The organism is Rheinheimera sp., assembly GCF_036568245.1.
In the GTDB taxonomy this organism is placed as follows: Bacteria; Pseudomonadota; Gammaproteobacteria; order Enterobacterales; family Alteromonadaceae; genus Alishewanella.
In genome coordinates this window covers 1-13,558 of record NZ_DATCSY010000252.1, presented here as the reverse complement: position 1 = coordinate 13,558, position 13,558 = coordinate 1, and the positions used below count along the sequence as shown (strand labels likewise).

The 13,558-nt window shown below is 50.0% G+C and carries 14 protein-coding genes and 3 tRNA genes; 11 read left to right on the top strand and 6 right to left on the bottom strand.

Features of this window, described 5'->3' with window-relative positions; genetic code table 11:
- From VIN66_RS11610 to hemA, 4 genes are all read right to left on the bottom strand, one after another.
- A partial coding sequence (locus VIN66_RS11610) for a DUF3369 domain-containing protein (protein WP_331924142.1) occupies positions 1 to 1,003 on the bottom strand: 1,003 nt, incomplete at its 3' end.
- A gap of 95 nt (positions 1,004 to 1,098) precedes the next feature.
- Entirely contained in the window at positions 1,099 to 1,932 is an 834-nt protein-coding gene (gene prmC / locus VIN66_RS11605) for a peptide chain release factor N(5)-glutamine methyltransferase (RefSeq protein ID WP_331924141.1), read from the bottom strand.
- Positions 1,933 to 3,024, bottom strand: a complete 1,092-nt coding sequence (gene prfA / locus VIN66_RS11600) for a peptide chain release factor 1 (RefSeq protein WP_331924140.1) — start codon at positions 3,022 to 3,024, stop codon at positions 1,933 to 1,935.
- Positions 3,025 to 3,042: 18 nt separating this feature from the next.
- Positions 3,043 to 4,290: a glutamyl-tRNA reductase gene (gene hemA, locus VIN66_RS11595; RefSeq protein WP_331924139.1), complete on the bottom strand. Its 1,248-nt coding sequence runs from the start codon at positions 4,288 to 4,290 to the stop codon at positions 3,043 to 3,045.
- An 89-nt stretch (positions 4,291 to 4,379) separates the two neighbouring features.
- On the opposite strand from hemA, the gene lolB reads away from it, so the two are divergent.
- From lolB to ychF, 8 genes are all read left to right on the top strand, one after another.
- Positions 4,380 to 4,988 carry a lipoprotein insertase outer membrane protein LolB gene (lolB, locus tag VIN66_RS11590; protein ID WP_331924138.1) on the top strand — a complete coding sequence of 203 codons (609 nt, stop codon included), beginning with the start codon at positions 4,380 to 4,382 and terminating at the stop codon, positions 4,986 to 4,988.
- Entirely contained in the window at positions 4,985 to 5,830 is an 846-nt protein-coding gene (gene ispE, locus VIN66_RS11585; protein WP_331924137.1) for a 4-(cytidine 5'-diphospho)-2-C-methyl-D-erythritol kinase, read from the top strand. The genes lolB and ispE overlap by 4 nt, the downstream gene beginning before the upstream one ends.
- A 79-nt stretch (positions 5,831 to 5,909) precedes the next feature.
- Positions 5,910 to 6,845 (top strand): ribose-phosphate pyrophosphokinase, encoded by a 936-nt coding sequence (locus VIN66_RS11580; protein WP_331924143.1) that lies wholly within the window; start codon positions 5,910 to 5,912, stop codon positions 6,843 to 6,845.
- 147 nt (positions 6,846 to 6,992) lie between these two features.
- The gene (locus VIN66_RS11575) at positions 6,993 to 7,337 is read left to right on the top strand and encodes a DUF393 domain-containing protein (protein WP_331924136.1); all 345 of its coding nucleotides are present in this window, start codon (positions 6,993 to 6,995) and stop codon (positions 7,335 to 7,337) included.
- The gene (locus tag VIN66_RS11570) at positions 7,327 to 7,767 is read left to right on the top strand and encodes a DUF3429 domain-containing protein (RefSeq protein WP_331924135.1); all 441 of its coding nucleotides are present in this window, start codon (positions 7,327 to 7,329) and stop codon (positions 7,765 to 7,767) included. Before VIN66_RS11575 ends, VIN66_RS11570 begins: the two co-directional genes overlap by 11 nt.
- Before the next feature lie 164 nt (positions 7,768 to 7,931).
- Positions 7,932 to 8,537: a 50S ribosomal protein L25/general stress protein Ctc gene (locus tag VIN66_RS11565; RefSeq protein WP_331924134.1), complete on the top strand. Its 606-nt coding sequence runs from the start codon at positions 7,932 to 7,934 to the stop codon at positions 8,535 to 8,537.
- Positions 8,537 to 9,139 carry an aminoacyl-tRNA hydrolase gene (gene pth / locus VIN66_RS11560; protein WP_331924133.1) on the top strand — a complete coding sequence of 201 codons (603 nt, stop codon included), beginning with the start codon at positions 8,537 to 8,539 and terminating at the stop codon, positions 9,137 to 9,139. The genes VIN66_RS11565 and pth overlap by 1 nt, the downstream gene beginning before the upstream one ends.
- Before the next feature lie 41 nt (positions 9,140 to 9,180).
- The gene (ychF, locus tag VIN66_RS11555) at positions 9,181 to 10,272 is read left to right on the top strand and encodes a redox-regulated ATPase YchF (RefSeq protein WP_331924132.1); all 1,092 of its coding nucleotides are present in this window, start codon (positions 9,181 to 9,183) and stop codon (positions 10,270 to 10,272) included.
- 81 nt (positions 10,273 to 10,353) lie between these two features.
- Here the strand turns inward: ychF and VIN66_RS11550 are convergent, their stop codons facing one another.
- Entirely contained in the window at positions 10,354 to 11,679 is a 1,326-nt protein-coding gene (locus tag VIN66_RS11550; RefSeq protein ID WP_331924131.1) for a PAS domain-containing methyl-accepting chemotaxis protein, read from the bottom strand.
- A 297-nt stretch (positions 11,680 to 11,976) separates the two neighbouring features.
- Here VIN66_RS11550 and VIN66_RS11545 point away from each other — a divergent pair.
- From VIN66_RS11545 to VIN66_RS11535, 3 genes are all read left to right on the top strand, one after another.
- Positions 11,977 to 12,053: transfer RNA gene (locus tag VIN66_RS11545), tRNA-Met, on the top strand.
- 20 nt (positions 12,054 to 12,073) lie between these two features.
- A tRNA-Leu gene (locus VIN66_RS11540) sits at positions 12,074 to 12,158 on the top strand.
- 30 nt (positions 12,159 to 12,188) lie between these two features.
- A tRNA-Gln gene (locus VIN66_RS11535) sits at positions 12,189 to 12,263 on the top strand.
- A gap of 289 nt (positions 12,264 to 12,552) precedes the next feature.
- Here the strand turns inward: VIN66_RS11535 and VIN66_RS11530 are convergent.
- The coding region (locus VIN66_RS11530; RefSeq protein WP_331924130.1) for an FAD-dependent monooxygenase at positions 12,553 to 13,558 on the bottom strand (1,006 nt) is incomplete at its 5' end.

Genomic DNA, 13,558 nt, shown 5'->3' with positions numbered 1-13,558 from the left:
CTACGGCTTCACTCAAGCGGTAGACAATTTCACGCTGGGTATCTTCTATTTCATGCTGCAGCTGTACGTTTTCGTAGGCAATCTGCACATTTTGCGAAAACAGCTCAATCAGCTTTTTCTGGCTTTCGCTGATGATGCCGGGTAAACCCGAGATATATAACAGCGAGCCATGCGTAAACTTGCTGGTGCAATACGCCACCAGATAGTTGTCGCGATACACGATGCCGCGTGATTTCAGCGCAGCTTCAAAAGCATCCAACAGCTCTGGTGCTAGTACTTCCTGCACTGGTTTGCCTTCTTTGCTTTCAAACTCGCCCTGACCGGCAAACACCACCAGTTTATGCGGATCGGCCACTTCACCGCTGATATTACCGGCCACCAGCGATGAGCTGACGATTAAAGCATCTTCGCCACAGCCCAGTATTGATGTCAGCTGCTGCAATACACCATCGATAAACTGTTCCATCGAGTGCGATGAAAATAAGTCCGCTGAAGCATTTATAATTTTTTCCAGCCCCATCCGGCTTTGTTCCAGCGACAGAATGTCGCGGTAAGAGCGCAGGCTGGACATGATCACAGTGAACAGTTTCTGTGCTGTCAGTTCCGTTTTGGATTTGTAGTCATTGATATCGTAATTAATGATGACCTGCCGCTCCGGGGCCTGCCCCGGCTGGCCGGTACGCAAAATAATACGTACGTGCTCGTTGTGTAACTGCTCGCGGATATAACTGGCCACCAGTAAACCGGCGTCGTCTGTTTCCATCACCACATCGAGCAGCATGACGGCAGCGTCGGGATGTTCTTCAATCAGCTTTTTCGCTTCACTGCCGGAATAAGCACTAAAAAACGTCAGGTTTTTACCCTGAAACGTAAAGTCACTCAGCGCCAGCTTGGTCACAGCATGTACTTCAGGTTCATCATCAACAATCAGTACTTTCCAGCTGCCATTTAATGCCGGTTCGACGTGTTCGGGTTCTTCAGCAAACAAAAATTCATCATTCATCCGCTTTTCCTTAGCGCTTATTCTGGATAAATCTCAGTGACTAAGTTATATGCCGGATCACGAACGCGGTCAAAGGAAACTACTAAAAACAGCGCTCAGCCGTGCCAGTGGCCACCGCTGATACGCCAGTTATCGCCATAATCACGCTTCGAGCAGACCTGGTCAAAACCAGCCTGCTGCAGCAACAGCCGCACGGCATCAGCCTGATCATAGCCATGCTCAAGCCATAACCAGCTGTTTGGGTTCAGATAACGGCCGACAGCAGATACTATCTGCCGGATATCCGCCATGCCGTTATCCTGTGCAATCAGCGCCGTGAGGGGTTCAAACCTCAGTGCCGAAAGATGCGGGTCGACCGGGTCGATATAAGGAGGGTTACTGACGATCAAGTCAAAACGCTGATCGCCAAGCTGGCTAAACCAATTGCTGTGCAGTACACGACAATTGGCAATATTGAGGGTGCTGCGATTATGCTCAGCAAGAGCCACGGCCTCAGCGATGTAATCCACCGCCGTCAGTTGCCAGTCGGGCCTGTTATGCGCCAGCGCCAGCGCAATCGCGCCGGTGCCGGTGCCTAAGTCCAGTACCTTTGCCTGCCGCGGTAGTGTCAGACTAAGCGCCTGCTCAACCAGCAGCTCAGTATCCGGACGCGGGATCAGGGTTGACGGTGCGACCGCTAACGTTAAATCATAAAATTGCCAATGGCCGAACAGATACGCCAGCGGCTGGCCTTGCAAACGTTTACTGACAATATCGCCCAGCTGCGTAAGCTCGGTAGCAGCCAACTGCCGCTCCGGATAACTGTACAGGTAACTGTTACTGACTTGCAGCACATGACACAGGCACAAACGCGCATCGATGTCCGGCGTTTGGCTAAGCACAGCAAATTGCTGCTGTGCCTGTTTCAGCCAGGCGGCAATGGTCAGCACTTAACGGTTCTCGTCGGCCAGCGCTGCCAATAAGTCGGCCTGATGCTCTTGCTTTAACGGTTCAAGCACCTGATCCAAATCGCCTTCCATCACTTCGTTTAAGCGGTAAATTGTCAGGTTAATACGATGATCAGTTAACCGCCCTTGTGGGAAGTTGTAGGTACGGATCCGCTCAGAACGGTCGCCACTACCGACTAACGAGCGCCGGGTTGACTCTTCCGCTAAGCGGCGTTTTTCATCTTCCGCCGCCTGAATGCGTGAGACTAACACGCTCATCGCCCGGGCACGGTTTTTATGCTGCGAGCGCTCGTCCTGACATTCCACTACTATACCGGTGGGTAAGTGGGTAATACGGATAGCAGAGTCAGTACGGTTAACGTGCTGACCACCGGCACCGGAGGCGCGGTAGGTATCCACTTTTAAGTCGGCAGGATTAATTTCAATCGCTTCGCTCTCTGGAATTTCCGGCATGATAGCCACAGTACAGGCCGAGGTATGTACCCGCCCCTGCGACTCTGTTGCCGGTACACGCTGTACGCGGTGACCGCCCGATTCAAACTTCAAGGTGCCGTAGGCGCCTTCGCCCTGTACGCTGGCAATAATTTCTTTATAGCCGCCGTGCTCACCATCACTGGCGCTGATCACTTCAAGTTTCCAGCGCTGTTTTTCAGCAAAGCGGCTGTACATCCTAAACACATCGCCGGCAAAAATAGCGGCTTCGTCACCACCGGCACCGGCACGGATCTCGAGGAAACAGCTGTTATTGTCGTTCGGATCTTTAGGCAGCAACAGAATTTGCAGTTGCTGATCCAGCTGTTCAATCCGTTCTTTTGCCGCTTTATATTCTTCCTGCGCCATTTCGCGCATATCAGGGTCGCTGTCTTTTTGCATTTCTTCAGCCGAGGCTAAATCCTGCTGCGCCTGCTGGTAATCAGCAAAAGCTTTACTGATATCTTCCAGCTGGCTGTATTCCTTAGACAGCTCGCGAAACTTTGTCTGATCGCTGATAACAGATGCGTCGCTCAGCAGCGCCTGAACTTCTTCGTAGCGCTCTGCCAGACCTTCCAGCTTGCGGTATACCGATTCTTTCATGGTGTTTTATGTGCCTGATTACAGATCTAACAAAGTGTTGATCAAAGTTTGTTTATTCAGCTCTTCATCCTGCCCCAATTGGCGGATGGCTTTCGTTGGGCTGTGCATCAGCCGGTTAGTCAGTTTGGTTGATAGCTCCGACAGCACTTTTTCTGCATCCTGGCCGGCATTCAGCTGATTTACCGCTTTGGCCAGCAAATCAGTACGCACCAGCTCACAACGCTGGCGGTAGTCGCGCACCCAGTCAACGCTGCCCTGCAGTGTCAGCCATTGGGCAAATTCGGCCGCACCGATGCTAATCATCTGCCGTGCCTGCTCTGCTGCCTGCTGCCGGTTATTCAGGTTTTGCTCTACTATCGACTGTAAATCGTCCACCGTATACAGGTAGGCATCTTCAAGCTCCGTTACCTGCTGCTCAATATCGCGCGGTACGGCTAAATCAACCAGAAACATCGGTTTATGCTTACGCTGCTTCAGTGCCTGCTCCACCATACCTTTACCCACTATGGGCAAGGTGCTGGCGGTGGAGCTTATCACAACATCGGCCTCGGCCAGTTGGCTGGGTACCTGAGCCAGTGTTATCGCCGCAGCGTTAAACTGCTGGGCCAGTTGCACTGCCCGCTCATAGGTACGGTTAGCGACAACCAGGCTGCCGGTACCCTGCTCTTGCAGGTGCTTTGCCACCAGTTCAATGGTTTCGCCGGCGCCTATCAGCAGCACCCTGACTTTGCTCAGGTTACCGAAAATCTGCTTCGCCAGGCTGACCGCGGCAAAGGCTACCGATACCGCATTGGCGCCGATATCGGTTTCAGTACGCACCTGTTTTGCAACGGCAAAGGTTTTTTGGAACAACCGTTCGAACTGTGGATTAACTGTACCGGCATTGCGTGCCTGATTATAAGCTTGTTTTACCTGGCCTAAAATTTGTGGCTCGCCCAGCACCAGCGAGTCCAGCCCTGATGCCACTTGCATTAAATGTTCTGCCGCGGCATTGTCCTGGTGCAAATACAGATGCGGCTGCAGTTCAGTGCCATCCAACGCATGAAATTGTGCCAGCCAGGCAATTACCTGTTCCGCTTGCGTGGCTGTGCCGTTAAAATACAATTCGGTGCGGTTACAGGTAGATAAAATCACCGCATCTGAAATACTGGTTAAGGTCGTCAGCTCACGCAAGGCTTCGGGCAACTGTTCAGGCGCAAAAGCGACTTGTTCGCGCAGGGCCACGGGCGCCGTTTTATGATTAATGCCGAGAGCGAAAATGGCCATCACCTGTATGTTCAGAATTATCAGGGGGCGAATTGTACAAAAAGCCCCAACTTAATAAAAGCTAAGAAAGCTAAGCGAAGGACTTTAGTGTGGCCCAGCCGATGTTCCGCCCGTTATCAGTCAGTATTTTTCTTCTGTGGTTAAGCGGCTGTACTGTGCTGCAGCAACAAAATCCGGACCAGGTGCCGCTTAATGTGTCAGAACGTGAGCAGCAATTAGCCGCCATGCAGCAATTTAGTTTGCAGGCCAGTGTTGGTGTAAAAAGCCCGGCAGAATCGATAAGCGGCAACCTGCGCTGGCAACAGCAAAGCAAAGCACAATATAGCGCCAGACTGAGCAACTTTCTGGGGATCAGTCTGTTTGAACTGACACACAACAGCGACGGCAGTGAGATCCTGATTAAAGGAGAAAGCTACCACGCCGCCGATACCAGCACCCTGCTACTGCAATTATCCGGCTGGTCAATGCCGCTGCAAGACATGCCGCTGTGGCTGCGTGGGCTGCCAGGCACTAATGGCCGCGATATTAAACGCGATGAATTCGGCCGTATTGTGGCATTTAATTTAACCGACAGTACCGGCATTATCTGGCAGCTTGAGTACCAGAGTTTTTTCAGCGACAGCCTGGCCCTGCCTAGGCGTATTGTCCTTAGCAGCAGCGACAGCCAGATTAAAGTGGTAGTAAGGAGCTGGCAATGACAACGATTACTTTGCCTGCAGTGGCAAAACTAAACCTGTTTTTACATATTAACGGCCGCCGGACAGATGGCTACCACAACCTGCAAACGTTGTTTCAACTGCTTGATAGCGGTGATGAACTTACCTTCACCTTGCGTGACGACAGCAACATAGTGCTTAGTTGCAATGATGCTGTCCTGGTAAACGAGCAGAATCTGGTGCTGCGCGCGGCGCGCATGTTGCAGCAATACAGCAATTGTCCAAAAGGCTGCGATATCTATCTGGACAAACAGCTGCCAATGGGTGGTGGCTTAGGCGGTGGCTCCTCAGATGCCGCCACTACACTGCTTGGCCTGAACAAATTATGGCAGCTGAACCTAGGTAATGATGAGCTGGCCGCACTTGGCTTGAAACTGGGCGCCGATGTACCGTTATTTGTGCGTGGCCAAACCTCCTTTGCCGAAGGCGTTGGCGAAAAATTACAGCCGGTAGATTTACCCGGGCGTGTTTACCTTGTCGTTACACCAGATTGTCATATCAGCACCGCGGAAATATTCCAACACCCTGATTTAATTAGAGACACACCTACCATTAGTGCAGAGCAGGTGTTAACAGCACACTGGCAAAATGACTGCCAGCCACTGGTCGAGAGGCTCTACCCTATTGTTGCAATAACCTTACAGTGGTTGGTAGAATACGCGCCGTGTCAAATGACGGGTACTGGCGCCAGTGTGTTCGCCGCATTCCCGGACCAGACCAGTGCTCAGCATGCCCTGGCGCAATTACCACCGTCCTGCCGTGGTTTTATTGCAAAAGGGGTCAACCAGTCACCTGTGTGGGCTGCGTTGGCAGATACCGAATAAGTAACTGCAGCGGTGCTATTGCCGCTGTGAATTGATAAACCGGACTCAACACTGCCCTGAGGATCCTACCGTGCCTGACATGAAGGTTTTCGCTGGTAACGCCATACCAGAACTCGCAAGTAAAATCGCCAGCCGCCTGTATATCAAACTTGGAGATGCCGAAGTCGGCCGTTTCAGTGATGGGGAAGTCAGCGTTCAGATTAATGAAAACGTGCGTGGTTCTGATGTCTTTATTATTCAGTCTACCTGCGCACCAACCAACGATAACCTGATGGAACTGATTGTTATGGTAGATGCGCTGCGCCGCGCTTCTGCCGGCCGTATCACAGCGGTAATGCCATACTTCGGTTATGCCCGTCAGGACCGTCGTGTGCGTTCAGCCCGGGTACCTATCACCGCTAAAGTCGTTGCTGATTTCTTGTCCAGCGTTGGTGTAGACCGCGTTTTAACAGTAGATCTGCACGCTGAACAGATTCAGGGTTTCTTCGATGTACCGGTAGATAACGTATTCGCCAGTCCTGTGCTGCTTGATGATATGCGTAAAAAAGCCTTCACCTCTCCGGTAGTCGTATCGCCGGATATCGGTGGTGTAGTGCGTGCCCGTGCTATCGCTAAACTGCTGAACGACGCCGATTTAGCCATTATCGATAAACGCCGGCCGAAAGCCAACGTTGCCCAAGTGATGCATATCATCGGTGACGTAAAAGACCGCGATTGTATTATTGTTGATGACATGATCGACACCGGCGGCACTTTATGTAAAGCGGCAGAAGCATTAAAAGAGCAAGGTGCAAAACGTGTATTTGCCTATGCTACACACCCGGTTTTCTCAGGCAATGCTGCGCAAAACATCGCCAACTCCGTAATTGACGAATTAATCGTGACTGACACTATTCCGCTGACAGCAGAGATGAAAGCGGTGAGCAAAGTGCGCCAGTTAACCTTAAGCGAAATGCTGGCCGAGTGTATCCGTCGTATCAGCAACGAAGAATCTATCTCTTCAATGTTTGACTAACAGCACAGTATTTAAAAAAAGGCGCCTGATGGCGCCTTTTTTAGTCGCTATACACCAGATTGCAGCAACCGCAATAGCTGCACGGTTACTGATCTAAAATCTGCTCAAAGCGTACTTGCAGTTATCAGTGTTTTGTCAGAGTAAGCAATGGATAAACTGTTTTATGACGGCAGTTGCCGCCTGTGCCGGCGTGAAATCAACTGGCTGGCACCTAAACTGCTCCCGCAGCTTGAGCTTGTTGATATCAGTGCAGCTCACTTTACCGGCTTTGCCGGCGTCAGCAAAAGCGCGATGATGCAGAAAATCCATTTATGGCATCAAGATCGCTTTATTACCGGTATTGACGCCACTTTGCACTATTGGCACCTTGCAGGACACCATTGGCTGGTGGCCTTGTTGCGCCTTGCGCCCTGCTACTGGCTGGCGACAAAAGCCTACTCATACTGGGCAGCGAAAAGAAACAAATGTGGACGTGATAACTGTGCGATATAACAATCTGCTCGGGTATGCCGGCCTTATCCCGTTTATTCTATTACCGCTGTTGTATGTAACACCACTACTGTTAAGCCAGGAGCAGGTACTTGAGCTTTATGGCCTCTACAGCGCACTTATTTTGGGTTTTATGGCAGGTGTCTTATGGCCTGTTTTGCACAACCAAACACCAGCACCGGAAAAAGCCTGGCATCTGCCGTTGGCTGCCGTGATGTTGCCAATCTTGAGCTTTATCGCACTGTTGTGCGCCAAACCTTACTTTTTGCCGCTACAGGCTTGCCTGTACGTGCTGCTACGTTTAAGTGAATATCGACTCGGAATTAACCGGCAATACAGTAAAGACTACCGCGCGCTTCGCAACCAACTGACGACAGTGGTTTTATTAAGCCATTTAAGCCTGAGGTGGCTGGTATCGATGGATACTGGTTAGTCGAAGCCATGTAAAAGCCCTATTAATAATGTCATGTTGTATTTCGAGTACCTTAACAATTGCAGCTAAGCGGCACTGGTGGTAATATGTCGCGCCCCTGAAACGGGGCATCCAGCCTGAGACTGGTCGCAAGTCTTGGGATACTTAAATTTTTGGAGTACATCATGTCTGATGCAATCTTTACATTAAATGCAGAAGTCCGTACTGACTCGGGGAAAGGTGCGAGCCGCCGCCTGCGTCACGAAGACAAAGTTCCAGCCATCATTTACGGTGGTAGCAAAGCCCCTGTTTCTATCACCTTAGAGCACTCTAAGCTGTTAAAAGCACAAAGCTTCGAAGCGTTTTACTCGCACATTCTGACGATCAAAGTGGGCAAAGAAGACGTTAAAGCTATCGTTAAAGCGATGCAGCGTCACCCGTTCAAGCCACGCATTATGCACGTTGACTTCCAACGCGTTGAAGCTGGCCATGAACTGCACACTGTAGTGCCTGTTCACTTCGTTAACGAAGAAGCAGCCGTTAAGAAAGGTGGCGTAGTTGTTCACGCTGCTAACGAAGTAGAAATCTCTTGTCTGCCGAAAGACTTACCAGAGTTTATCGAAGTTGACATGAGCGATGTTGAAGTGGGTGCTCACCTGCACTTATCTGACATCAAAGCACCAAAAGGTGTAACTTTCGTTCAATTAGCGAAAGGTCAGGACTTAGCCGTTGTTTCTGTGAACAAACCAGCTGGTAAAGCAGCTGACGCAGAAGAAACTGCCGCTGAGTAATGTCTGATAAGACTCAATCAGCCATACAGTTGATTGTGGGCCTGGGTAATCCGGGCCCGGAATACAGCCAGACCCGGCACAATGCCGGTGTCTGGTTTGTTGAACAACTGGCGCGAAGCTTTAACGTCAGCTTAAAAAACGAACCGAAGTTCTTCGGTTATACCGGCAAGTTTGTTGCAGCCGGGCAAGAATACAAACTTCTTATCCCCTCCACCTATATGAACCTGAGCGGTAAAGCCGTACTGGCGATGACGCAATTTTATAAACTGGCACCGGAAAATGTATTAGTAGCGCACGATGAAATGGCGCTGGAGCCGGGCATTGCCAAATTTAAACTAGGTGGTGGCCACGCCGGGCATAATGGCTTGCGTGATATTATTTCCCGTTTTGGTAATAACCAGAATTTTTACCGTTTGCGCTTAGGCATTGGCCATCCGGGCCATAAAGATAAAGTCACTGGCTATGTTTTGGGTAAAGCCCCGGCCAGTGAGCAAAAACTTATCGAGCAAACCATAGATGAAGCAGTGTCGTGTTTTGATATTCTGGCCAAAGATGGCCTGATTAAAGCGCAGAACCGCTTACACAGTTTTAAAGCCGGCTAAACCTAGCCGCCGTTAATTACAGCACGCAAAGGATACAAATTATGGGTTTCAAATGTGGCATCGTCGGCTTACCAAACGTAGGCAAATCCACGTTGTTCAACGCCTTAACCAAAGCAGGCATTGAAGCGGCTAACTTTCCGTTCTGTACTATCGAGCCCAATACCGGCGTAGTACCGGTACCCGATCTGCGCTTAGATAAACTGGCCGCTATCGTAAACCCGCAACGCGTACTGCCAACCACGATGGAATTTGTTGATATCGCCGGTTTAGTTAAAGGCGCGTCTAAAGGTGAAGGTTTAGGTAACAAATTCCTGGCTAACATCCGTGAAACAGATGCCATTGGCCATGTAGTACGCTGCTTTGACGATGACAATATTATTCACGTTGCCGGTAAAATTGACCCGGCTGATGATATCGACACCATTAATATGGAGCTGGTGTTATCAGATATGGACTCTGCCGAGCGCGCCATTTTACGTGTCAGCAAAAAAGCCAAAGGCGGTGATAAAGACGCCAAGGCCGAAATGGTGGTGCTGGAAAAAGTAAAAGCCCATTTAGAACAAGGCTTAACCCTGCGTCAGCTGGAGCTGGATAAAGACGAAAAAGCGCTGATTGCCTATATGAACTTTTTAACCATCAAGCCAACCATGTATATCGCCAACGTGACAGAAGACGGTTTTGAAAATAACCCTTATCTGGACATCGTTAAAGCCATTGCCGATAAAGAAAATGCTATCGTGGTACCAGTCTGTGCAGCCATTGAATCTGAAATTGCTGAACTGGACGATGACGAAAAAGCCGAATTTATGGCTGACATGGGTTTGGAAGAGCCTGGTCTTAACCGCGTTATCCGTGGCGGTTACTCACTGTTAAACCTGCACACCTATTTTACTGCCGGTGTTAAAGAAGTGCGCGCTTGGACTGTTGCTATCGGTGCGACTGCACCACAGGCAGCAGGTGTTATTCACACCGACTTTGAAAAAGGCTTTATCCGTGCTGAAGTGGTCGGTTACGACGATTTTGTGCAGTACAACGGTGAAGCCGGTGCCAAAGAGGCCGGTAAATGGCGTTTAGAAGGCAAAGACTACATCGTCAAAGATGGCGATGTCATGCATTTCCGTTTTAACGTATAAAGTTGTTACCTCTCTGCCCGCGAGGTGCAGAGAGGTTTATCCCGCTGTTGTTACTTCACTTCTAGTTACTGCATTACAGGTTTACTTCGCAATCCGGTTAGCGAATTGCGACACTGCAGTCACCACTTTTTGCGCCGCTTCCTGAATATCGTCAATCGTTAACCTGGCCTGGTTAACCAGTTCAGTGACATCTTTCGCCCGCGTCTGGCTTGATTCAATAATATCAACCGCACTACCGGAGAGCTGCTGGTTGCGGCTAACCACCTCGACAATTTCTACTGTCGCTGCACTGGTACGTGATGCCAGTTGCCGAACTTCATCTGCTACCACGGCGAAGCCCCTGCCCTGCTCACCGGCACGAGCCGCTTCTATTGCCGCATTCAACGCCAGTAAGTTGGTTTGATCGGCAATACTACTGATGCTTTGCACTATGTTACCGATAACCTGCGACTGTTTAGCCAAATCATTGATATTTTCTACCGCAGTTACCATTTGCTGTTCAAGCTGCCCCATCTTTGCCGTCATATCGTTCATCACGTTAATACCACGACGGGCACTGCTATCTGTAGCCTTGGACGTATCAAAAGCCACCTGAGCTGCAGCAGAGACTTCCTGCTCTTGTTTCACCTGTTCAGTTATCACAGTGGCAAACTTAACAACCTTATAGTACCTACCTGTCGAGTCTTCGATTGGATTGTAAGACGCCTCCAGCCATACATCTCTGCCTGCCCGATCCAACCTTTTAAAACGCTGTGCAATAAACTGGCCCTGACCGAGTTTTTGCCAAAATTGCTGATACTCTTTGCTGCCAGCAATATCAGGCGGACAGAACATGCGATGATGTTTACCTTTTATATCTTCCAGGCGATAGCCCATAGCCGCCAAAAATAAATCATTAGCAAAAAGTACATGGCCATCAATGTCGAACTCGATCATCGCTGTAGATCGTTGTATCGCATTAATCATGCTTTCGTATTGCTGTGATGCATCGATGGTTCTGGTCAGGTTATTGGCAAAAACTTCAAAATGATCCAGTTTGTTATGCTTATCAAGCACCGGCGCCACGACCGCCCTTAACCAAAACTGCTGGCCTTTATGGTTTTCTATTTGCCAGGCGCCGACCCAAAACTTATTACTGCTCAAAGCATTACACATTTTTTTGTAATGTTCGGTATTTCGCAGCACAACAGGGACCAAATCTGCCATATTGCGGCCAAGTAAATGGCTCTGTTCCAATTGTGTTTCCTGACTAAAATTACCATTGGCTGTTCTGATAATGCCGTTGGTATCCAGAACCAGATACATCATTTGGCTACTGAAGCGTTCATTAGCCTGCTCAAGCAGCGTAATTTCTTCTTTAAGGCGAGCATTTTCTGCTTTTAAACTACTTCCAAACAAGCCAAACATAGGCTCTCCTGATATAAATTACTGCAAATATTCAGATTGCAACCCAGCGCTTTTAAACGTGAAGTAAGGTCATTTAGATCACTGTCCCGGAAACTAAACTTGCAAAGGTTGTATAAGCTGTAAACCTTACCTGAAGGATAACCACGTGATTAAGCAATTAGTTTTGTTTAAATTCATAGCAGCATGAGTAAAAAAACAGCAAACAAACATAAGTTACGATTAAGCTGGTAAAAAACGGTTGACGCTATAGGGGCAGTTCTGGATAATACGCGCCACTTGCTTAGGTCAAGTTAGCGTGGCTACATAGCTCAGCTGGTTAGAGCACAGCACTCATAATGCTGGGGTCGCAGGTTCGATTCCCGCTGTAGCCACCACTTTAACTTTACCTGTGCATGCGGGGATGGCGGAATTGGTAGACGCACTGGATTTAGGTTCCAGCGCCGCGAGGTGTGAGAGTTCGAGTCTCTCTCTCCGCACCACTTTTAAAGTGGATGCACACAAGTTTTTGCAGGGGCGTAGCCAAGCGGTAAGGCAGCGGGTTTTGATCCCGCCATGCGTTGGTTCGAATCCAGCCGCCCCTGCCATTAAACAGTAAAACCCAGCTAAGGCTGGGTTTTTGCTTTTCTGGTTTGGTCTCACTTTCCCCGGTTACAACATCTTTTGTGCTCGCCGCAGCAACTCCCTCCCGCTTCGCGCTCGGTCAGACACTCTGCGGCTGTGCCAAAAGAGTTCTAACCTGCTTACCTGAGAGGTTGGAACCCTGCAGCGCACAGCCATAGAGTGTCTGATTCCTGCCGTAGGCATAAGGACGAGTTGCTATGGCGAGCACTGTAGGGTTGCAACCGCATAGCTGAGCTAAGCGTGCTAACCTGCCTATTCCGAACCAACCGCATAACGTGCTACCAGGGTTTTAAGCAGTGAGCTCCTGGCGGCAACATTCAGCGCCAATTGCCGTAACGTACGCAGCGGCGCGATATCATTGCCAAACACCTGATAGAACCCGTCCATAGCGCTCATCATCAGCAGGTTTGCCGGCTTACGTTTACGCTGATAGCGCTGCAGCAGCTGCTCGCTGCCGATATCACTATTGTGGCGCTGCGCATCAATGATCAGCTCAGTCAGCAGTTTGGCGTCGGCAAACCCCAGATTAACGCCCTGCCCGGCTAACGGGTTAATGGTATGCGCAGCATCACCAGCCAGCACAACACGGCCGGCGTAATAACGGTTAGCGTCCATCCGCGCCAGCGGGAACCAACTGCTTGATACTACCTCTACTTCACCAAGCTGTGCGGCAAAAGCTTTACGCAGCTGTTGTGTCAGCTGCGTACTGTTTAATGCCGCCAACTGTTTTACCTTAACCAAATCGTCGTACCAGACAACCGAGCCCTGCTGATCTGGCAACGGTAAAAACGCTCTTGGGCCGGTTGGCGTAAACTGCTGCCAGGTGACATCCTGTTGTGGGTAAGGTGTATTAACCAGCGCTACCAGGCACGCCTGACGATATTGCCAGCCATTAGTGCCGATACCTGCTAACTGACGCAGCTTTGAGTTAGCGCCGTCTGCAGCGATAACCAGCTTAGCGCTCAGCGCTTCGCCGCTATCCAGCGTTATTTCTGTATTGTCAGCGAACTGCTGCAATGCACTTACTGATGATGGGCAAAACGTGGTGACATTGGCATTGAACTGCCGCCACAGCGCCAGCTGCAACAGGTTGTTCTCAACGATATGTCCAAGATGGCTACGCTTGATATCTGCAGCATTAAAGGTAACGATACTGCCGGGCTGCTCAAATGCCTGCAGACGCTGATACGGACATACACGCATTTTCTCAAGCGCTTGCCAGGCTGCAAGTGACGTCAGCCAGGCTTCACTGGCGAGA

Excerpts from the sequence above, each read along its gene's own strand:
- prfA (WP_331924140.1), bottom strand. The coding sequence starts at position 3,024 with ATGAAAGAATCGGTATACCGCAAGCTGGAAGGTCTGGCAGAGCGCTAC.
- hemA (WP_331924139.1), bottom strand. The coding sequence starts at position 4,290 with ATGGCCATTTTCGCTCTCGGCATTAATCATAAAACGGCGCCCGTGGCC.
- ispE (WP_331924137.1), top strand. The coding sequence starts at position 4,985 with ATGACAACGATTACTTTGCCTGCAGTGGCAAAACTAAACCTGTTTTTA.
- VIN66_RS11580 (WP_331924143.1), top strand. The coding sequence starts at position 5,910 with ATGAAGGTTTTCGCTGGTAACGCCATACCAGAACTCGCAAGTAAAATC.
- VIN66_RS11575 (WP_331924136.1), top strand. The coding sequence starts at position 6,993 with ATGGATAAACTGTTTTATGACGGCAGTTGCCGCCTGTGCCGGCGTGAA.
- VIN66_RS11565 (WP_331924134.1), top strand. The coding sequence starts at position 7,932 with ATGTCTGATGCAATCTTTACATTAAATGCAGAAGTCCGTACTGACTCG.
- pth (WP_331924133.1), top strand. The coding sequence starts at position 8,537 with ATGTCTGATAAGACTCAATCAGCCATACAGTTGATTGTGGGCCTGGGT.
- ychF (WP_331924132.1), top strand. The coding sequence starts at position 9,181 with ATGGGTTTCAAATGTGGCATCGTCGGCTTACCAAACGTAGGCAAATCC.
- VIN66_RS11550 (WP_331924131.1), bottom strand. The coding sequence starts at position 11,679 with ATGTTTGGCTTGTTTGGAAGTAGTTTAAAAGCAGAAAATGCTCGCCTT.